Below are 17,634 nucleotides of genomic sequence, written 5' to 3'. Positions count from 1 at the left end.
GGGAGCGGCGTGTCTGACGGTCTAGACCCGCTGCGCGGCCGCGGCGGCCAGCTTCTCGACTGCCTCCGGGGCCTGGGGGAAGAACAGGTACGGCTCGATCAGCTCGAGCTCCATCAGCAGGAACCGGCCGTTGACGACCAGTCCGTCGACGCGGGCGTAGAGCGGCCGGCCTGCTGCGGCCAGGATCGCTTGGGCGCTCTCGAGTACGGCGGCCGAGGGCTCGGTGACGGTCGCGGTCCCGCCGTGCATCAGCTGCACCCGGTAGTCACCAGCCACCGGACGCTGGACGACGGCGTGGCTGAACTCGCCGTCGATGAAGACGAGCGACCACTCGCCGTCGGTCTGAACCTGCTGCTGGAACGGCTGGACCAGGTAGACGGTGTCCGGAAGCTCCGCGATCGCCTGGTCCAACTCGGCGGACCCGGCGATGCCGCGGATCGTGTGCGCGGCGCCGGCTCCGACGGTCGGCTTGACGACGATCCCCTGGCCCGCGAGCCCGGTGACCACCTCGCGCAGGCACTCGCCGGCGGCGATCTGGGACGGCACGATCGCGACCCCGCGTTCCCGCAGTTCGAGCAGGTAGCGCTTGTCGCCGCTCCACCGGACCAGACCGGTGTCGTTCAGCATCGGTACGCCGGCCTTGTCGACGACGGCGAGCCACTCGGTGAACTCGTCGTACCTGAGGTGGTAGTCCCACACCGAGCGGAGCAGGACGGCGTCATAGGACGACCAGTCCACCGACGGGTCGCTCCACACCTCGGCGACCGGGTCGAGCCCGGCCTTCTCGAGTGCGTCGACGAGGGGGAGGTCGTGCTCGTGCAACCCCGGGTGTTCGGCCGAGGTCGCGAGGGCGATGCGTTTCGTCACGCCGCTCAGTGTTGGCAGGCCCCGGCCAACGAGTCAAACCGCTTTCTCGCAGTCATCCGGTGACGGATCGTGAGCACGGTGACAACGATGACACCCGCGCCGAGGTAGCTCAGCCCCTGACGAGTCTCGTGCCCGAAGCTCGCATACGCCAGGTACGACGCGAGCGGTACGGCGAGCCACTCAGGCCGCTTCGCGAGTGCGGCGAGCGCGATCAGGGGGAGGCCGTACCACGGGTAGGTGGGGGTCGCGATCAGCAGCGCGGCGCCGTACAGCCAGCAGCAGGTGAGGGCGATCGGCTGCCGCCGGAGCGCCAGTACGGCGAGGGTCACCGCGAGCAGCACGGCGACGAGCTGACGAGGCCCAGGAGGCAACAGGAGCGCGAGAATCGCCGATCTCGAACTGCCGTCGGAGAAGCCCTCCTGAGTCAGGTAGCCGGGCAGGAACCCCAGCACCAGGGTGCCCGCGACGACCACGTGCGGGAGGTAGGACCCGATGAAGGTGCCAGCGGCAACGATCGACTGTCGTTTGGTGAACGCGGGCAGCAAGAGCAGTGGCAGGAGTTTCACGCCGGCGGCGGCGCCGAGCAGGATTCCGGCCAGCATCGGGCGGCGGGCGGTGGCTACCACGGCGGCGACGATCAGGAGCGCGGCCAGTACGTCGACGTGGGCGGCGTTGCCGGCTTCGAGGGCGACGATCGGTGACCAACCCCACAACGCAGCCCAGCGCGGATCGCGGCCCTGCACTGCGAGTAGCCAGGTGAGTGCGACGGCGAGCAGTGCGGCGGCGATCTGGAGACCCAGGGTTCCTGCTGACCACGGCGTGACGGCCGCGACGACAGTGAAGTAGGCCTGGGCGACGGGCGGATAGATGGTCGGGACCTGTGGGCGGTTGATCCGCGTCCTGGGGTCGTCGGCGGAGATCGCCGCCAGGTCCTTCGAGATGCGCGGCGGACCGGTGACGCCTGATCTCTGCTCGGGTGACAGTCCCGGGAACAGCACGGGATCGCGCAACCGCGCCAACGAGTCGTCCAGCGGGACGTGTGAGTACGGCGAACTTCCGGACAGCTGCACCCGCCCGTCCCAGACATAGCGGTAGGCATCCGTACTGGTGATCGGCGGCTGCGTCAGCCCCGGCAACTGGCAGAGCCCCGCGACTGCCACCACCCCGAGCACACCCACGCCCTTCGCGAACCTCCACACCACGAGCATCACGATCAGACTCGCCACGACGAGCACCAGATTCGGCCACCACCCCCGCGCACTCGCCGCAATCACCCCGCCACACGCGGCCACAGCCACAGCTCCGCCGACCACTGACGGCCTGTTTGACCGCTGGCGTGCTGCAACCCGCCATCGGTCAAAGAACCCGCCAGTGGGGAGTGGGAGTCGCATCAGGAGGCTCGGAGGGTCAGGAAGGCTCGGGTTGGGGTTCGCCAGTCTTCGGTGGGGTAGAGGTCGGCCGCGAGGGCGTGGCGGAGCAGGGCGCGGCTGCCGACTCTTGCCCAGGGCAATGGGGTGGACCGGCGACCGGTCGAGCTGTGCAGCACGATCGGCGCGGTGTCGTCGAGATCGTCGTCCGGGTCGACCTCGACCAGGATCAGACCGCCGGGCCGGACCAGTTCGGCGCACCGGCGGAGCAGGGCGGCGGGGTCACCGCCGATGCCGATGTTGCCGTCCATCAGCAGAACGCTGCCCCAGCGACCCTCACCGGGCAGCCGCTCGTGCACCGGCCGGCGGAGCGCGGGCGCGCCGCGCGACGTGGTGAGCGACACCGCCCGCGGCGAGATGTCCACGCCCAGCGCCGGGATGCCGCGTTCGGCCAGTGCGGTGACGATCCGGCCCGGGCCGCAGCCGATGTCGAGCACGGGGCCTTCGCAGCGGCTGAGAGCGAGTTGGTCCACCTCGTCTGCCGGTGAGCTCCAGCGCTCCACCTCGGACAGCGACGGCACGGTCCGCCCGTCGGTGCTGATGGCAACGACATTCGCCGTACCGCCGAGGGCCTGGTCGAACAGCGATCCCGGATGGGCTGCGTGATGCAGTCGCCGGTACAGGCGGGACACGCGCAACGACGGGTGGGCAACCGCGATCAGGGCCGCGTCCCGTGGAGTGTCCAGGTCGCGCAGTGTCGGCAGCAGCAGAACACGCAGGCCGAGTGCGCGCAGCCGGCGCAGCTGGTCCCGCCCGGTGTGCTCGGTCGACATCGGTACGCCGATCAGCGCCCGGCGATCCGGGAGTCGCAGGCCCAGGCACCAGTACCCGCCGTCGTCGGTCGGTCCGAGGACGGCGTCGTACCCGCGCCAGTCGAAGCTCAGGTGGTCGCTGGTGAGCTGGGGCGTGTCCATGCCGACGAGGAGCATCGGCGTGCCGTCGAATGCGTCCTCGAAAGCGGCGGCGAGCCGCTCGTCCAGGCCGTCGCCGCGTTGCGCGACGACGTCGAACCCGTCCGGAAGCCACGGCCCCGGTTCGCCGTCGAGTGCGAGGACGCGACGGGAGGCTGGGGCGGAGCGGACCGCGTTGAGCGTGTCGGCGAGCGAGGCGCGGGCGAGGGCGGCCGCTTCGTTCGGGGTGAACTCGGTCTGCAGCCGCGTTTTCACCCGCCCCGGCACCGGCTCCTTGGCGATCACGATGAGGGTCCCGGCGATCATCCGGACAACACCTTCGACATGTCCAGGACAGCACGGGCGGCGCCGACCGGTGTACCCGTGACCTTGGAGCGTCCGGATCTTGGCAGGTAGTCGACGTCGGTCTCGGCGATCCGCCAGCCCGCGTCGGCCGCGCGGACGACGGTCTCCAGCGGGTATCCCGACCGGCGATCGTTCAGATCGAGCGCGAGCAGGTCGAGACGGCGCGCCGCGCGCATCGGGCCGAGGTCGCTCAGCCGGACTCCGGTACGGCGTCTGATCCGGCGGGACAACTCGGCGTTCGCCAATCGGAGATGCCACGGCCACGCGCCGCGTGACACCGGACGGCGACGGCCGAGCATGAGGTCTGCCTGGCCGGTCTGCACGGGCGCCGTCACTCGCACGAGCTGCTGTGGATCCAGTGACGCGTCGGCATCCATGAACGCGACGACGTCGGACTCTGCGGCTTCCAGTCCGGCGTGGCAGGCGGCGCCGTACCCGCGGACCTCGCAGGTCACGACGGTGGCGCCGTACCGGCTGGCGATCTCGCGTGAGTCGTCGGTGGATCCGTTGTCGACGACAACGGCGCGGACTCCGGCAGGCAGCCGGCCGAGCACCCAGGGCAAGGCGCCGGCCTCGTTCAGGCAGGGCAGGATCAGATCGATCGGCACTCTTCGACCGTAGGGACGATCGGTGTCCGCGGAGCGCCGTACGCGGCTACGGATCGCTTACGGTGCGACGCGGTGCGGTGCGGGCCGCGAGTTGTCCGGGGGTGAAGATCTACGCTCTTACCGTGGCTACTCGTGTGCTCGTGGTGGACGACGACCCGACCGTGTCCAACGTCGTCTCGGCGTACCTGACCAAGGCCGGGTACGACGCCCGCGTGGTGGCGGACGGCGTCGCGGCGGTCGAGGCGTGGCAGCAGTGGAAGCCGTCGGTCGTCGTACTGGACGTGATGCTGCCCGGGCTGTCCGGGCTGGAGGTGCTGCGCCGGATGCGCGCGGCCGACGACGGCGCCGCGGTGATCATGCTGTCCGCCCGTGGCGAGGAGGAGGACCGGCTGGTCGGGCTGGAGGTCGGGGCCGACGACTACGTGGTCAAGCCGTTCAGCCCGCGCGAGCTGACCCTGCGGGTGCAGGCGATGCTGCGCCGGGAGGAGCGGCTGGCAGGGCTCGACCTGACGCCGACGAAGATCTCGGCCGGGCCGGTGACCATCGACACCGCAGCCCGGATCGCGTACCTGGACGGCGCCGAGTTGCCGTTGACACACCGGGAGTTCGACCTGCTGACGTACCTGGTCTCGCATCCGGGCAAGGCGTACACCAAGGCCGAGTTGCTCCGCCGGGTCTGGGGCTGGGACTTCGGCGACTCGTCGACCGTGACGGTCCACGTCCGGAGGCTGCGGGAGAAGCTCGAGGCCGACCCGTCCGACCCGAAGCTGGTGCTGACGGTGCCGCGGACGGGGTACCGCTTCGCCGGAGCGACCCAATGAACCGGGACATGCTCACGATCCTGGCGCTCACCACGCTGTGGACGCTGGTGGTCGCGGCGGTCGGTGCGGCGATCCTGTGGCAGTTCCGGAGCCGCTCGCTGCGGACGACCATGATCGTCGCGGCGCTGGCGCCGATGGCGGCCGCGCTGGCCGCGGTCGTGCAGAGCGTACGGGCGATGTTCATCTCCGAGCACGACTCGTGGGTGGTGCTGTGGACGCTCGCCTTCGCGGCCCTGCTCGGGTTGGCGATGTCGGTCCTGCTCGGCCACTGGGTCAGCACCGGCTCGCGTGATGTTGGTAGGCGGCTCCGGCATCTCGGTACGTCGTACGAGCCGGCGGCTGCCGCCTCGAGAAGCTCGGTGCCGGCGGAGCTGGCGGAGTTGACGGACGAGCTGGAGATGACGCGTCGCAAGCTCGCCACCTCGCATGAGCGTGAACGTGCGCTGGAGGCGAGTCGCCGGGAGTTGGTCGCGTTCATGTCCCACGACCTGCGTACGCCGCTGGCCGGTCTGCGGGCGGTGTCCGAAGGACTCGAGGACGGCGTGATCGACGACGTACCCGGGGCCCTGCGGCAGATGCGGTCGACGGTCGACCGGATGACCGGGTTGGTGGACGACCTGTTCGAGCTTTCCCGGTTGTCGACCGCGCCTTCGCCCCGGCGGCGTTCGGCCGTCTCGTTGCGGGAGCTGGCGGAGGACGTCGCCGGTGAGAGTGGCGAGCGGGCTCGGGTCTCAGGTGTCCGGCTGGTGGTGTCGACGCCTGCAGACGACGACCGGCTTGCTGTCGAAGGGGATCCGGACGAGCTGACCCGCGCGGTGACCAACCTGGTGGACAACGCGATCCGCCACACCAAGCCCGACGAAGCCGTCACCCTGACCGTCGATCGCGAGGCCGACGGCCGGGTCCGCCTCGCCGTCACCGACGGCTGCGGCGGCATCCCGGCCGACGACCTGGACCGGGTCTTCGACGTCGGCTGGCGCGGTGACGCCCAGCGCACCCCAGCCGACGGCGGCGGCGGGCTCGGTCTCGCAATCGCCCGCGGCGTCGTGGAGTCGCACGAGGGCACGATCGCCGTGAACAACGTCGAAGGCGGCTGCGCGTTTCAGATCGAGTTGCCGGCTAATCCATGAGCAGGTCGGCCAGGCCGGTCGCGAGGGTGTGCGTCGGCTTCCAGCCGAGGTCGTTGCGGAGGCGGTCCGAGGACGCAGTGATGTGGCGGACGTCGCCGAGGCGGTATTGGCCGGTGGTGACGGGATCTGGGCCTTGGTAGGCGCGGGAGAGTTCCGCGGCCAGGTCGCCGATGGTGTGGACCGTGCCGCTGCCGACGTTGTATGCGGTGACCGGTGGCTGGTGGGGGAGTGCGGTCGCGGCGGTGGTGACTGCGGTCGCGATGTCGTGGACGTGGACGAAGTCGCGGCGCTGGTTGCCGTCTTCGTAGACCGTCGGGGGTTCGCCGCGTTCCAGCGCTGAGCGGAAGATGGCGGCGACACCGGCGTACGGCGTGTTGCGGGGCATGCCGGGGCCGTAGACGTTGTGGAAGCGCAGTGACGTGACTCGGCTGCCGGTCTCGCGGGCCCACGAGGCGGCCAGGTGCTCGCCGTTCAGCTTGCTGGCCGCGTAGGCGTTGCGAGGATCGGGTACGGCGTCCTCCTCGACCAGCCCAGGTTTCAGTTGGGCTCCGCAGATCGGGCATGGTGGCTCGAAGTGGCCGGCGTCGAGGTCCTCGGTCCGGCGTGGTCCGGGGGCGACCCGTCCGTGGCGATCACAGTCGTAGCGGCCCTCGCCGTACACGACCATTGAGCTGGCGTAGACGAGGTTGCGGATTCCTGCATGGGCGAGTTGCCGGAGCAGGACCGCCGTACCGAGGCTGTTGCTGGAGACGTAGTCGTCCAGGTCGTCGAGGTCGACGCCGAGCCCGACCTTCGCGGCCAGGTGGACGACGGTGTCGATGCCGTCCAGCGCTGCGGCGACGGTGGTCGCGTCGCGGACGTCGCCGACGATCAGGCCGGGTGCCGGGGCGGGGGTACGACGGTGCACGTCGGGGCGGAACGAGTCGAGGACGGTCACCTCGTGGCCCTCGGCAACGAGCTGGTGGTGGACGTGGCGACCGATGAAGCCGGCGCCGCCGGTCAGCAGGACTCTCATTCGACCGCCGTCCCGTCGAGCGCGTGGTGGCAAAGGCAATCGGTGTCGGGTTTCGGGAGCTGGGCGATCACGTCGGTGATGAGCTGCCGGAGGCGCTCGATGCTGCGGGTGAACTGGGCGAAGACCTCTGCCTGGGTCACCCCCTCACCGGTCGCCACGCCGGCGTCGTGATCGGTGACGACGGCGATCGAGGTGTAGCAGACGGCCAGCTCGCGGGCGATCGACGCCTCCGGTGCACCGGTCATCCCGACGACCGACCAGCCCTGCGCCGCATGCCATTGCGACTCCGCGCGGGTCGAGAACCGCGGGCCGTTGATCACCACCATCGTGCCCGTCGGCACGACGTTGCCGTTGGCAATCACCGTGGCCCGGCCGGTGGGGCAGTAGGGATCGGCGGCGGACGTGTGCACGACGGGCGCCTCGTCGTACACGGTATGCGGCCGGCCCCAGGTGCGGTCGACGTACTGATCGGGTACGACGAACGTGCCCGGGACGAGCTCGGGTCGAAGCGAGCCGACGGCGCACGGGCCGAGCACCTGGCGGACGCCGAGGTGGTGCAGCGCCCAGAGGTTGGCGCGGTAGTTGACCCGGTGCGGCGGGAACCGGTGGTCGCGGCCGTGGCGCGGGATGAACGCGACCTCGCGCCCGTTCAGGTCGCCGACCACGGGCGGCTCACTCGGCGGGCCGAAGGGGGTGTCGACCGCGACGCTGTGCGCCTCGGACAGGAACTCGTAGAAGCCGGAACCACCGATCACTCCGATATCAGGCATGGTCCCGACGCTAGTGCCGCGGGTTGCCGCGGCTACCGGATTCGGCCGGACCGTCAGCGCTCCGTAAGGGGTGATCGAATGGGGGGCGTGGAACTGTCCTGGGTGCTGGTCGTGGTTGCCGCGGTACTGTTGCTGCTCGGCGCGTATGCGAGCTGGACCGCGGGCCGGCTCGATCGGCTGCATCATCGGGTGGAGAGTTCGCGAGCGGTTCTGGAGACCGAGCTCTCGCGCCGGGCCGCGCTGGTCGGTGAGTTGGCCGGCGCCGGGATCCTCGATCCGGCGTCGTCGCTGTTGCTGCTCGATGCGGCTCATCGGGCCCGGACCGCCGCGCCGGACTCTTTGGAGGAGCGTGAGCAGCGGGAGTCCGCCCTGACCCGCGCCATCAACGCCACCGGCACGGATGTGGAACCGTGGGCGGGGGAGCTGGGCTTGGCGATGCGGCGGGTCCAGTTGGCGCGCCGCTTCCACAACGACATCGTGGTCTCGACGCGCGACCTCCGCCGGCGCCGACTGGTCAGCTGGCTGCACCTGGCAGGCCACGCCCCGATGCCGTCGACGATCGAATTGGAGGACGGGAGTTGAACCTGGAGCAGTACCGCCCTGAGCTGCTGGTGCACTGCTACCGCCTCCTCGGTTCGTACGCCGACGCCGAAGAGATGGTCCAAGAAACCTTCCTCCGCGCCTGGCGTGCCCGCGACACCTTCGAAGGCCGCTCCTCCGTACGCGCATGGCTCTACCGCATCGCGACCAACCTCTGCATCGACGACGCACGCCGTCCCCAACGAGTCCTCCCGTACCAACTCGAGCCCGCGTCCTTCCCCGCCACCGCTTTGCCCGCCCGTGAAGACGTGCCGTGGTTGCAGCCCTTCCCGGACGTGGTCTTGGACCGTGCTGCCGAACCGGAGGCGGTTGCCATCCGGCGGGAGACGATCGAGCTCGCCTTCCTCGTGGCGATCCAGCACCTGCCGCCACGACAACGAGCCGTCCTGATCTTCCGCGACGTCCTCGGCTGGTCCGCCCGCGAAACGGCTGAGGCTGTCTCCCTGACCGTCCCCGCCGTCAACTCCGCCCTCCAACGAGCCCGACCCGTACTCCGCACCCACCTCCCATCCCACCGCTCCTCCTGGTCCGCGTCTTCGTCGACCGCGGTCGAGCAGGACCTCCTCCGCAAGTACATGGCCGCCTGGGACGCCGCCGACCCCGACGCTCTGGCCGCGTTGATGCACGAAGACATCCGCATCACCATGCCGCCGTACCCCTTCTGGTTCGAAGGCGCCGCTGCCATCCACTCCCTGACCGCCAACCTCACCCCCACCGGCACCGCCTACCGCGGCACCTGGCGCTTCCTCCCCACGACCCTCAACCACCAACCCACCTTGGCCGCCTACCTCCAACCCCCAGGCGAATCCGCCTTCCACCCCTTCGCCTTCGATGTCTTCCGCATAGAAGCCGACCTCATAGCCGAGATAACCGCCTTCGAGTTCACCTCCTTCGAACGCTTCGGCCTCCCACCCCACCTGTAGCCGGCTGCTACTTCGCTTCGGCGTAGGTCTTTACGGTGGCGGTGGTGAAGGCGAAGTTTGTGGGGGTGGGGCCGAAGGTCAGGGTGCCGGCCAGGTTGCTGGCGGATTGGATTGCGGTGGTTATCTGGTCGGCTTCTTCGGTGGGGGTGTGGATTATTACCTCGTCGTGTTGGAAGAAGACCAATTCGGACTTCATGCCTGCCAGGGATTGGCGGAGGGCGGCGAGTAGCAGGAGGGCCCAGTCGGCGGCGGAGCCTTGGACTACGAAGTTGCGGGTGAAGCGGCCGCGGGCTCGCGCGTGGCGGGCGTCGGTTGGCTGTTCGTCCACGCCGGGGCCTTCGAGGAGGGCTGCGTCGAGTGGGGTGCCGGCGGGTGGGCAGGTGCGGCCGAGCCAGGTGCGGACCAGGCGGCCTTCTTCGCCGGCGCGAGCGGCGTCGTCGACGTACGCGACTGCTTGTGGGAATCGCTTGCGGAGCATGGCGAGGTTCTTGAGGCCGTCGCCGGACGTCTGGCCGTAGATGGCGCCCAGTACGGCGAGCTTCGCCTTCGCGCGGTCGCCGGAGAACGCGGCGTCCGACACGGACTTGTAGAGGTCGCCGGGGGAGCTCGCGACCTCCATCAGGGCCGGGTCGCGGGAGATCGCGGCGAGGATGCGCGGCTCGAGTTGGGACGCGTCGGCGACGACCAGACGCCAGTCGGGGTCGGCGACCACCGCGCCGCGGATGACCTTTGGGATCTGCAGACCGCCACCGCCGTTGGTGACCCAGCGACCGGACACCGTCCCGCCAGGAAGGAAGCCGGGCCGGAACCGCCCGTCGTGCACCCAGTCCTGCAGCCACGTCCAGCCGTTCGCGGTGTAGATCCGGTAGAGCTTCTTGTACTCGATCAGCGGCGCGACCGCCGGATGGTCGATCGTCTCCAGCTCCCACCGCCGCGTCGACTTCAACTGGTACCCGGCCGACTTGAAAGCCTTCAGTACGTCGGCCGGCAAGTCGGGCCGCACTCGTCGGCCGAAGGCAGCCGACACCTCGTCCGCCAACTCGGTCAACCGCCGCGGCTCCCCGGTCCCGCCGAACCGGTCGCCGAGCAGCTCGGTCAGCAAGGCGCGGTGCGCGTCGGCGCTCCACGGCAAGCCGGCGCGGTCCATCTCCGCCGCGACCAGCATCCCCGACGACTCCGATGCCGTGAGCAACCGCATCCGGTCCGGGTGCTCGGCATCCCCGTGCCGTCGCAGTTGGTCGGCGTACACCTGGAGGAGGCCCTCGAAGGGGACCGGCTCCTCCTGGATCTCGAACAGTGACGACTGCTCACCCGGTACGACGGGACGCAGCGGTGGATCGGGCGGGACCGGGCGGCCGGTCAGGCGTGCCCAGGCCGCGGCGGCTGATCGGGGTTCGCCCAGGCGGCCTTCGTGGCCGAGGAGGAGGCCTTCGCTGTTCTCGATGTCGTAGCAGCGCTCCACGCGTACGCCGGACTCGAGCAGGCGTGGATAGATCCCGGAGGTCGCCCGCCAGACCCACCGCGAGGCCTGTGGACGGGAGGCGACGGCGGTCACGAGGTCGGGCTCGCGCAGGACCGGGCCCGCGGGGTGGCCGTCCGGGCGCAGGGGGACGAGGACTGCTCCGCCACCCTCTTCCGGGGCAATCGCCCACCGCTCGTCCACCCCCGAATCATCACACCCACCGCCGACACTTCCGGCCACCCCACTTTGTGCACCGCTCGAGCATTCCCGGACGCCGAGAGTGCACGAACGGTGCACAAAGTCGGTTGAAGGGGGTCAGAGCCGGCGCTTTGGTGCCGCGGACGAGCGTCCCGCGGCAGGCGCCGGGTGAGCGCGAGGTGAGAGTCGGCTCATCAGGCCAGTTGTGTGACACTGGACTTATGTGGCGGGAGGGTGATCTCGACCCGGCGGACGGGACCAAGACCGAGCAGGTCGAGGCCCTGGTGCTGCGACGGATCGAGCGTGGCGACCTGTCGATCGGCTCCCGGTTGCCGTCGGAGCGGGTCCTGGCGGACCGGCTGGGACTCAGCCGCGTGACCGTCGTACGTGCGTTGGATCAGCTGCGCCAAGACGGCGTACTGGAGACCAGGCGCGGCTCCGGGACCGTGGTGCGGCCGCTGGACCGCCTGCTGGACCCGATCGCGCCGGCGTCGACCGTGACAGCCGGGGACCAGCCCGTGCTGGACCTGCGGTTCGCGACCACTGCCGCACCGCACGACGTGGCCGAGGTTGCGGCCCAGATCGTCGAGAACGGCCTCCCGCACGCCATGGGCGGCGACGGACCCCCACCAGGCGGCTCACTAGAGCTCCGTACTGCGTTAGCCGAACGCCTCACCATCGAGGGCGTACCCACTGAGCCCGACCAGCTCACCCTGACCGTAGGAGCCGCAGCCGGACTCAACGCAGCCCTGGCCGGACTGGACCTCGGACCAGGCGTGGCGATCACCGAGACACCGACGTACCCGGCTGCCTTCGACCTGCTCCGCAAGCACCGCCTGGACGTCGCCGGCTGGCCCGCCGGCGTGTGGGACACCGACCAGCTCACCCACCTGTGTCGACGACACCGCCCCAAGGTGATCTACCTGCAGGCCGACAACCACAACCCGACCGGGCTCAGCCTTCCGCCAGACCGTCGTACGGCGGTAGTCGAAATCGCCAGACGGTACGGCGCAGCACTGATCAGCGACGAGACCATGAGACCACTGTGGTTGGCCAGCGGCGAGCAGGCTGAGCCACTGAGTCGCTACCCACGCACAGTCAGCGTCGGATCGCTGAGCAAAACGGTCTGGGGCGGACTGCGCGTTGGCTGGGTTCGCACGGGCAAGCAACTCCGCAGACGCATCAACACCGCCGCACAGCTCAGTGTGGCGTCGCCCAGCGCGCTGGACGACCTCCTGGCCCAGGCGATCGTCGGCCGCCTCGACAGAGTGATCAGTCGGCGCCGCACCCGCCTCCGGGCCAATCTCCAAGCGCTGGAGAGTGGACTGAGGACCCTCGACGGTGTGGCGTGGCCCACGCCGACCGGTGGCATGACGTTGTGGCTGGAGCTGACCGAGACCAGAGCGCGACGAGTGCTCGAGAAGGCTCGGGAGCAGGGGCTGCTGCTCGGCGCGGGCGATCTGTTCACGCCGGACGGGACGGATCGCCGGCACATCCGGATCCCGTTCACTGCGCCGCCCGCCACGCTCCGGCTCGTCGTCGCGAGGCTTGGCGAGGCTCTTCAGTCCACTTGATCCGAGGTGGACTGAGGACAGGTGCCGCGGCCGCCCTAGTCTGGACGTGTGCCCCACGACCAGGAGGATGTAGTGACGGAGAACCAGACCCCCCAGACCGGTACCGCCAAGGTCAAGCGCGGGATGGCGGAGATGCTCAAGGGCGGCGTGATCATGGACGTGGTCACCGCCGAGCAGGCCAAGATCGCCGAGGACGCCGGCGCGGTCGCGGTGATGGCGCTGGAGCGGGTCCCGGCCGACATCCGCGCACAGGGCGGCGTCTCCCGGATGAGCGACCCGGACATGATCGACAGCATCATCAACGCCGTCTCGATCCCGGTGATGGCCAAGGCCCGGATCGGTCACTTCGTCGAGGCCCAGGTGCTGCAGAGCCTCGGGGTCGACTACATCGACGAGTCCGAGGTGCTGACCCCGGCCGACTACGCCAACCACATCGACAAGTGGGCCTTCACGGTTCCGTTCGTGTGCGGCGCGACCAACCTGGGCGAGGCGCTGCGCCGGATCACCGAGGGCGCGGCGATGATCCGCTCCAAGGGCGAGGCCGGCACCGGTGACGTGTCCAACGCGACCACCCACATGCGCCAGATCCGCCAGGAGCTCCGCCGGCTGCAGAACCTGCCGGAGGACGAGCTGTACGTCGCCGCCAAGGAGCTGCAGGCGCCGTACGAGCTGGTCAAGGAGGTCGCGCAGGCCGGCAAGCTTCCGGTCGTGCTGTTCACCGCCGGCGGCATCGCCACCCCGGCTGACGCGGCGATGATGATGCAGCTCGGCGCCGAGGGCGTGTTCGTCGGCTCCGGCATCTTCAAGTCCGGCAACCCGGCCCAGCGCGCCGAGGCGATCGTGAAGGCGACCACCTTCCACGACGACCCGGACGTGATCGCCAAGGTGTCCCGCGGTCTGGGTGAGGCGATGGTCGGTATCAACGTCGACGACATCCCGCAGCCGCACCGCCTGGCCGAGCGCGGCTGGTGACCAACAGCCTGCAGTCCGTGGACGAGCGGACAGCCCGCGAGCTGCGCGGGCTGGCCCGCGTCCTGGTGCGGTCCGGGTACGCCGACCACCCGGCGATCACGGCCGCACTGACGGAGGCTGTCCAGGAGGACGCACCGTCGATGGATCCGGCCGCGCTCGTGCCGCTGCTGATCGGTGAAGCGGTGGTCGACCTGAACGCCGACGCGGCAGGCTGGCCCGCGATCACGGATCCGGACCGGCTGGACGCCGTACTCGCGGAGCTGGAAAAGGTGGGCCTGGTGGTGGTCCGCTACACGTCGGACCACCACGCCGCCAGGCAGGCGCTGGAGGCGGCCACCGATCCGAAGGGGTTGGTGTTCTTCACCGACACCGACGTCTGGCACGCCGTCGACTTCGGCATGCTCGAGCTCAAGCTCTGGCACCCCGACACGGCCAACGTCGCGCCGGGGGAGCCGCTCCTGGAGGGCGTCCTCACGCTCCTCAACGAGAACGATCTCCCGGCCGTCTTCGACGAAGGCCGGATCGAGGTCACGCTCACCTGGCAACGAAAGGTGACTTTATGACCGTGATCGGCGTGTTCGCGCTCCAGGGCAACGTGCGGGAGCACGTGGCCATGCTGAAGCAGGTCGGCGTCGAGGCGCTCCCGGTCCGGCGGCCATCGGAGCTCGAGCAGGTGGACGGGCTGGTGCTGCCGGGTGGTGAGTCGACCACGATGGACAAGCTGGCCCGCGCGTTCGAGCTGTTCGAGCCGTTGCAGAAGCGGATCGCGGACGGGATGCCGGTGTTCGGCACCTGCGCCGGGATGATCATGCTGGCGAACGAGATCACCGGCGGGATCGAGGGCCAGGAGACGCTCGGCGGGCTGGACGTGACGGTACGGCGGAACGCGTTCGGGCGGCAGGTGGATTCGTTCGAGGCGGACCTGGAGTTCGCCGCGTTCGACTCGCCGTACCACGCCGTGTTCATCCGGGCACCGTGGGTGGAACGGGTCGGACGGGACGTGGAGGTACTCTCGACGGTGAGGTCGGGCCCGGACGCCGGGTGGGACACGGTGGGGCCGGAGGCAGAACACAGTAGGATCGTCGCGGTTCGTCACGATCGGCTGCTGGCCACGTCGTTCCATCCGGAGATGACCGGGGACGCCAGGCTGCACGGCTACTTCGCCGAGCTGGTCCGCAGCCGCTGAGTCAGTCGCAGGAGCACGAAGGGTTGGGTTCGCCATGTCAGGCCACTCCAAGTGGGCCACCACGAAGCACAAGAAGGCCGTCATCGACGCGAAGCGCGGCAAGCTCTTCGCGAAGCTGATCAAGAACATCGAGGTGGCCGCCCGGATGGGCGGTGGCGACCCTGGCGGGAACCCGACCCTGTACGACGCCATCCAGAAGGCGAAGAAGTCGTCGGTCCCGAACGACAACATCGACCGCGCGGTCAAGCGTGGCTCCGGCGCCGAGGCCGGTGGCGCGGAGTACCAGACGATCATGTACGAGGGCTACGGCCCGAACGGTGTCGCGATGCTGGTCGAGTGCCTGACCGACAACCGCAACCGCGCGGCCGCGGACGTCCGGACGGCGATGTCGCGCAACGGCGGCTCGCTGGCCGACCCGAACTCGGTCGCCTACCTGTTCAACCGCAAGGGCGTGATCGTCCTGACCAAGGACCAGGACGGCAAGTCCTTGTCCGAGGACGACGTGATGGAGGCCGTGCTGGAAGCCGGCGCCGAGGAGGTGAACGACCTCGGCGAGTCCTGGGAGGTCGTCACCGAGGCGACCGACGTGGTCGCGGCCCGGACCGCGCTGCAGGACGCCGGCATCGACTACGAGTCGGCCGAGGTGCAGTTCGTCCCGTCGATGACGGTCGAGCTGGACGCCGACGGCGCCGGCAAGATCTTCCGCCTGATCGACGCCCTCGAGGACAGCGACGACGTCCAGAACGTCTACGCGAATTTCGACGTCTCCGACGAGATCATGGCGTCAGTGAGCTGAAAGACGCGCAGTACTTGATTTCTCGTCTCCGACGAGGGCCGACGTCTCCGACGAGATCATGGCCGAGGTCGGCTGAGCATCCACAAGGGGCTGGTTTCCCCAGCCCATTTGCTCGAGCTGATATGTGTCAGATTGTTGACGAGCGTCAGAGCGAGTGCCACGATTCCAGCAACCCTAAGGAGTGCGCCATGGCTGGAACGTTCGTCCTCATCACCGGTGCCTGGCATGGCGGGTGGGCCTGGCGCCCGGTCGCCGAACACCTGCTGGCCGCAGGGCAACGGGTGCTGACGCCGACCCTGCCCGGACTGGCCGACGGCGACGACCCCACGTCGTACACGCTGACCGACGTCGTCGACGCGGTCGTCGAGCTGGTCGAACGGGAGGACCTGCGCGACGTCACGCTGGTCGGGCACAGTTGGGGTGGGTACGTGATCGCCGGTGCGGCGCCGCGGCTCGCGTCCCGGCTGCGCAAGCTCGTGTTCTGGAGCGCCTTCGTGCCGGCCGGGGGCCGGAGCCTGTACGACGAGGTGCCGCCCCACTACCAAGCCTTGTTCGACGGACAGGCCGCTGCCTCCGGCAACAACTCGGTCGCGATGCCCTTCGCGGTGTGGCAAGCCGCGTTCATGCCGGACGCACCCGAGGACGTGCAGCGAATGGTGCACAGCCTCCTGCTCCCGCAACCGATGCAGTACTTCACCGAGCCGGTCGCGCCGCTCGACCTGGACACCCTCGGCGTGCCGGTCGCCTACCTACTCGGCGAGGACGACGTGGCACTACCGCCCGGTGAGTACGGCTGGGACCGCTTCGCCGAGCGGCTCGGCGTCGCGCCCGTACCGACTCCCGGCAGCCACGAAGCCTGCTTCACCCGCCCCGCCGAACTCGCCGAATCCCTCCTCAAAAGCTGACTAGCTGCTGGCGTAGCTGATCGAGACGACGCTGGTGGACCCGGACATCGAGCCGCGTTGGACGGTCCTGCCGTTGACGGCGAGGGTGAGGTTCAGGGTGCCGGCGCCTTTGGACTTCACGAGGTAGACCGTGTAGGTGCCGTTGGAGTCCTTGATCTGGATGGTCGCACTCCCACAGCCGCGTCGGGAACGGGTTCCCAGCTGGCCGGACCAGCAGACGCTGTCCGATGCCGTGATCTTGACGACGGCCCGCGAGGTCGCCGCCGACGGCGCTCTCGCCGACGGCTCCCGCGCGGGGCTTCTGCTGCTGGTCGTGCTGCGGGAGGGGGTGTCGACGGTTTCGCACTGCAGGGGTACGAGCGTGGCGGAGAGCGCGACTGCGACAGTGATCAGTCCGCGGACAGGCATTGCGGTCTCCTGTCATCCGGTCTTGAGGGTGAAGTTCGGGCGGATCTCCGACGGCTTCAGCTCCTGGCGGACCAGTGTCTGGATGCGTGCGAGGCCGGGCTTGTTCTTGGCCGCGGCGGTGCGCGCTGCCTTCGTACGGGTCGCTCCTTGCAGCTCGGATTCCAGCTGAGCGGCCAACGCCTCGAGATCCTTGCGCGCCTGCCGTGACAGTGAGTCGCGCTTGCTTGTGACGACCACGAGCTGCACTGCGACGGCAGTGGTCGAGCAGCCGCTGCACCCGACGTTGGCTGCCAGCGCCCGGTTGCGTGCCGTGACGGTGGCGCCCGGCCGGATCAGGATGACCTGAATCGAGACGCTCGTCGCACGGCAGTTGTTGCAGGTCGACCAGGCGTTCGCCAGGTTGTCCGCTGTCCCCTTCCGCGCTTTGCCGAAGGAGATGACTTGTACGGCGGTCGCCGTACCCGAGCACCCGTTGCACGTGGCTGAGGAGCTGGCGACTGCGTCTGCCTGGGTGCGCTTGCCCCGTCCGCGGTCGAACATCGCGGTGCGGTCGGTGTCGGAACTGTGGGGAGTCGCCGGATTGGCGGAGGCGACCAGGTCGAAGTCCTGGCCCTTGCGCTGGAGCAGCATGCCGGAGCTTGCGGTCGTGGCCAGGAGCAGGGATACGGCCAGCACTGTCGCTTCGAGTCGTCGGTGGAGGTTCATCTCGTCGCCCT

The 17,634-nt window shown here is 69.6% G+C and carries 19 protein-coding genes; 10 read left to right on the top strand and 9 right to left on the bottom strand.

What is annotated here, in order from left to right; all coding sequences use genetic code 11:
* Positions 1 to 21: 21 nt before the first annotated feature.
* The 4 genes from ACIBL3_RS18910 to ACIBL3_RS18895 form a co-directional block, all read right to left on the bottom strand.
* On the bottom strand, positions 22 to 867 hold the full coding sequence (locus ACIBL3_RS18910) for a RimK family alpha-L-glutamate ligase (RefSeq protein WP_396354695.1): 846 nt from the start codon (positions 865 to 867) through the stop codon (positions 22 to 24).
* Positions 868 to 872: 5 nt separating this feature from the next.
* Complete coding sequence (locus ACIBL3_RS18905) at positions 873 to 2,093, bottom strand: glycosyltransferase 87 family protein (protein WP_396354694.1); 1,221 nt, start codon at positions 2,091 to 2,093, stop codon at positions 873 to 875.
* Positions 2,094 to 2,257: 164 nt separating this feature from the next.
* Positions 2,258 to 3,511 carry a DUF2064 domain-containing protein gene (locus tag ACIBL3_RS18900; RefSeq protein WP_396354693.1) on the bottom strand — a complete coding sequence of 418 codons (1,254 nt, stop codon included), beginning with the start codon at positions 3,509 to 3,511 and terminating at the stop codon, positions 2,258 to 2,260.
* The gene (locus ACIBL3_RS18895; protein ID WP_396354692.1) at positions 3,508 to 4,158 is read right to left on the bottom strand and encodes a glycosyltransferase family 2 protein; all 651 of its coding nucleotides are present in this window, start codon (positions 4,156 to 4,158) and stop codon (positions 3,508 to 3,510) included. The genes ACIBL3_RS18900 and ACIBL3_RS18895 overlap by 4 nt, the downstream gene beginning before the upstream one ends.
* Before the next feature lie 122 nt (positions 4,159 to 4,280).
* Here ACIBL3_RS18895 and ACIBL3_RS18890 point away from each other — a divergent pair, with 122 nt between their 5' ends.
* Together ACIBL3_RS18890 and ACIBL3_RS18885 are read left to right on the top strand one after the other, a co-directional pair.
* On the top strand, positions 4,281 to 4,979 hold the full coding sequence (locus tag ACIBL3_RS18890) for a response regulator transcription factor (protein ID WP_396354691.1): 699 nt from the start codon (positions 4,281 to 4,283) through the stop codon (positions 4,977 to 4,979).
* Positions 4,980 to 4,987: 8 nt separating this feature from the next.
* Positions 4,988 to 6,109: a sensor histidine kinase gene (locus ACIBL3_RS18885; protein ID WP_396354690.1), complete on the top strand. Its 1,122-nt coding sequence runs from the start codon at positions 4,988 to 4,990 to the stop codon at positions 6,107 to 6,109.
* Here the strand turns inward: ACIBL3_RS18885 and ACIBL3_RS18880 are convergent.
* A complete protein-coding gene (locus ACIBL3_RS18880; protein WP_396354689.1) occupies positions 6,099 to 7,124 on the bottom strand; it encodes an NAD-dependent epimerase/dehydratase family protein in 1,026 nt (341 codons plus the stop codon). The genes ACIBL3_RS18885 and ACIBL3_RS18880 overlap by 11 nt on opposite strands.
* Positions 7,121 to 7,894: an S-methyl-5'-thioadenosine phosphorylase gene (locus tag ACIBL3_RS18875; protein WP_396354688.1), complete on the bottom strand. Its 774-nt coding sequence runs from the start codon at positions 7,892 to 7,894 to the stop codon at positions 7,121 to 7,123. Before ACIBL3_RS18875 ends, ACIBL3_RS18880 begins: the two co-directional genes overlap by 4 nt.
* A gap of 78 nt (positions 7,895 to 7,972) precedes the next feature.
* Between ACIBL3_RS18875 and ACIBL3_RS18870 the strand changes: the two genes are divergently transcribed.
* Both ACIBL3_RS18870 and ACIBL3_RS18865 read left to right on the top strand, forming a co-directional pair.
* Positions 7,973 to 8,476 carry a hypothetical protein gene (locus ACIBL3_RS18870; RefSeq protein ID WP_396354687.1) on the top strand — a complete coding sequence of 168 codons (504 nt, stop codon included), beginning with the start codon at positions 7,973 to 7,975 and terminating at the stop codon, positions 8,474 to 8,476.
* Entirely contained in the window at positions 8,473 to 9,417 is a 945-nt protein-coding gene (locus ACIBL3_RS18865; protein WP_396354686.1) for an RNA polymerase subunit sigma-70, read from the top strand. Before ACIBL3_RS18870 ends, ACIBL3_RS18865 begins: the two co-directional genes overlap by 4 nt.
* Before the next feature lie 7 nt (positions 9,418 to 9,424).
* Here the strand turns inward: ACIBL3_RS18865 and ACIBL3_RS18860 are convergent, their stop codons facing one another.
* On the bottom strand, positions 9,425 to 11,080 hold the full coding sequence (locus ACIBL3_RS18860) for a bifunctional 3'-5' exonuclease/DNA polymerase (RefSeq protein ID WP_396354685.1): 1,656 nt from the start codon (positions 11,078 to 11,080) through the stop codon (positions 9,425 to 9,427).
* Positions 11,081 to 11,298: 218 nt separating this feature from the next.
* Here ACIBL3_RS18860 and ACIBL3_RS18855 point away from each other — a divergent pair, with 218 nt between their 5' ends.
* From ACIBL3_RS18855 to ACIBL3_RS18830, 6 genes are all read left to right on the top strand, one after another.
* Positions 11,299 to 12,651 (top strand): PLP-dependent aminotransferase family protein, encoded by a 1,353-nt coding sequence (locus ACIBL3_RS18855; RefSeq protein ID WP_396354684.1) that lies wholly within the window; start codon positions 11,299 to 11,301, stop codon positions 12,649 to 12,651.
* A 72-nt stretch (positions 12,652 to 12,723) separates the two neighbouring features.
* Positions 12,724 to 13,623 carry a pyridoxal 5'-phosphate synthase lyase subunit PdxS gene (gene pdxS, locus ACIBL3_RS18850; RefSeq protein ID WP_396354683.1) on the top strand — a complete coding sequence of 300 codons (900 nt, stop codon included), beginning with the start codon at positions 12,724 to 12,726 and terminating at the stop codon, positions 13,621 to 13,623.
* A 17-nt stretch (positions 13,624 to 13,640) separates the two neighbouring features.
* Positions 13,641 to 14,186: a DUF6891 domain-containing protein gene (locus tag ACIBL3_RS18845; RefSeq protein ID WP_396354682.1), complete on the top strand. Its 546-nt coding sequence runs from the start codon at positions 13,641 to 13,643 to the stop codon at positions 14,184 to 14,186.
* Positions 14,183 to 14,809, top strand: coding sequence for a pyridoxal 5'-phosphate synthase glutaminase subunit PdxT (pdxT, locus tag ACIBL3_RS18840; protein WP_396354681.1), 627 nt, complete (start codon positions 14,183 to 14,185; stop codon positions 14,807 to 14,809). Before ACIBL3_RS18845 ends, pdxT begins: the two co-directional genes overlap by 4 nt.
* Before the next feature lie 34 nt (positions 14,810 to 14,843).
* The gene (locus ACIBL3_RS18835) at positions 14,844 to 15,605 is read left to right on the top strand and encodes a YebC/PmpR family DNA-binding transcriptional regulator (RefSeq protein WP_396354680.1); all 762 of its coding nucleotides are present in this window, start codon (positions 14,844 to 14,846) and stop codon (positions 15,603 to 15,605) included.
* Between the two features lie 188 nt (positions 15,606 to 15,793).
* Complete coding sequence (locus ACIBL3_RS18830) at positions 15,794 to 16,510, top strand: alpha/beta fold hydrolase (RefSeq protein WP_396354679.1); 717 nt, start codon at positions 15,794 to 15,796, stop codon at positions 16,508 to 16,510.
* Here the strand turns inward: ACIBL3_RS18830 and ACIBL3_RS18825 are convergent, their stop codons facing one another.
* Entirely contained in the window at positions 16,511 to 16,918 is a 408-nt protein-coding gene (locus ACIBL3_RS18825) for a hypothetical protein (protein WP_396354678.1), read from the bottom strand.
* 12 nt (positions 16,919 to 16,930) lie between these two features.
* The gene (locus ACIBL3_RS18820; RefSeq protein WP_396354677.1) at positions 16,931 to 17,623 is read right to left on the bottom strand and encodes a hypothetical protein; all 693 of its coding nucleotides are present in this window, start codon (positions 17,621 to 17,623) and stop codon (positions 16,931 to 16,933) included.
* Between the last annotated feature and the right edge of the window lie 11 nt (positions 17,624 to 17,634).

Source organism: Kribbella sp. NPDC050124 (assembly GCF_044460355.1).
Taxonomy (GTDB): domain Bacteria; phylum Actinomycetota; class Actinomycetes; order Propionibacteriales; family Kribbellaceae; genus Kribbella.
The sequence above is the reverse complement of the archived record's forward strand: the minus strand, read 5'-3'. Positions and strand labels throughout refer to the sequence as shown.

Bases quoted from the DNA above. Each gene is read 5' to 3' on its own strand.
- ACIBL3_RS18900 (WP_396354693.1), bottom strand. From the start codon at position 3,511: ATGATCGCCGGGACCCTCATCGTGATCGCCAAGGAGCCGGTGCCGGGG.
- ACIBL3_RS18885 (WP_396354690.1), top strand. From the start codon at position 4,988: ATGCTCACGATCCTGGCGCTCACCACGCTGTGGACGCTGGTGGTCGCG.
- ACIBL3_RS18880 (WP_396354689.1), bottom strand. From the start codon at position 7,124: ATGAGAGTCCTGCTGACCGGCGGCGCCGGCTTCATCGGTCGCCACGTC.
- ACIBL3_RS18875 (WP_396354688.1), bottom strand. From the start codon at position 7,894: ATGCCTGATATCGGAGTGATCGGTGGTTCCGGCTTCTACGAGTTCCTG.
- ACIBL3_RS18870 (WP_396354687.1), top strand. From the start codon at position 7,973: ATGGGGGGCGTGGAACTGTCCTGGGTGCTGGTCGTGGTTGCCGCGGTA.
- ACIBL3_RS18855 (WP_396354684.1), top strand. From the start codon at position 11,299: ATGTGGCGGGAGGGTGATCTCGACCCGGCGGACGGGACCAAGACCGAG.
- pdxT (WP_396354681.1), top strand. From the start codon at position 14,183: ATGACCGTGATCGGCGTGTTCGCGCTCCAGGGCAACGTGCGGGAGCAC.
- ACIBL3_RS18835 (WP_396354680.1), top strand. From the start codon at position 14,844: ATGTCAGGCCACTCCAAGTGGGCCACCACGAAGCACAAGAAGGCCGTC.
- ACIBL3_RS18830 (WP_396354679.1), top strand. From the start codon at position 15,794: ATGGCTGGAACGTTCGTCCTCATCACCGGTGCCTGGCATGGCGGGTGG.
- ACIBL3_RS18825 (WP_396354678.1), bottom strand. From the start codon at position 16,918: ATGCCTGTCCGCGGACTGATCACTGTCGCAGTCGCGCTCTCCGCCACG.
- ACIBL3_RS18820 (WP_396354677.1), bottom strand. From the start codon at position 17,623: ATGAACCTCCACCGACGACTCGAAGCGACAGTGCTGGCCGTATCCCTG.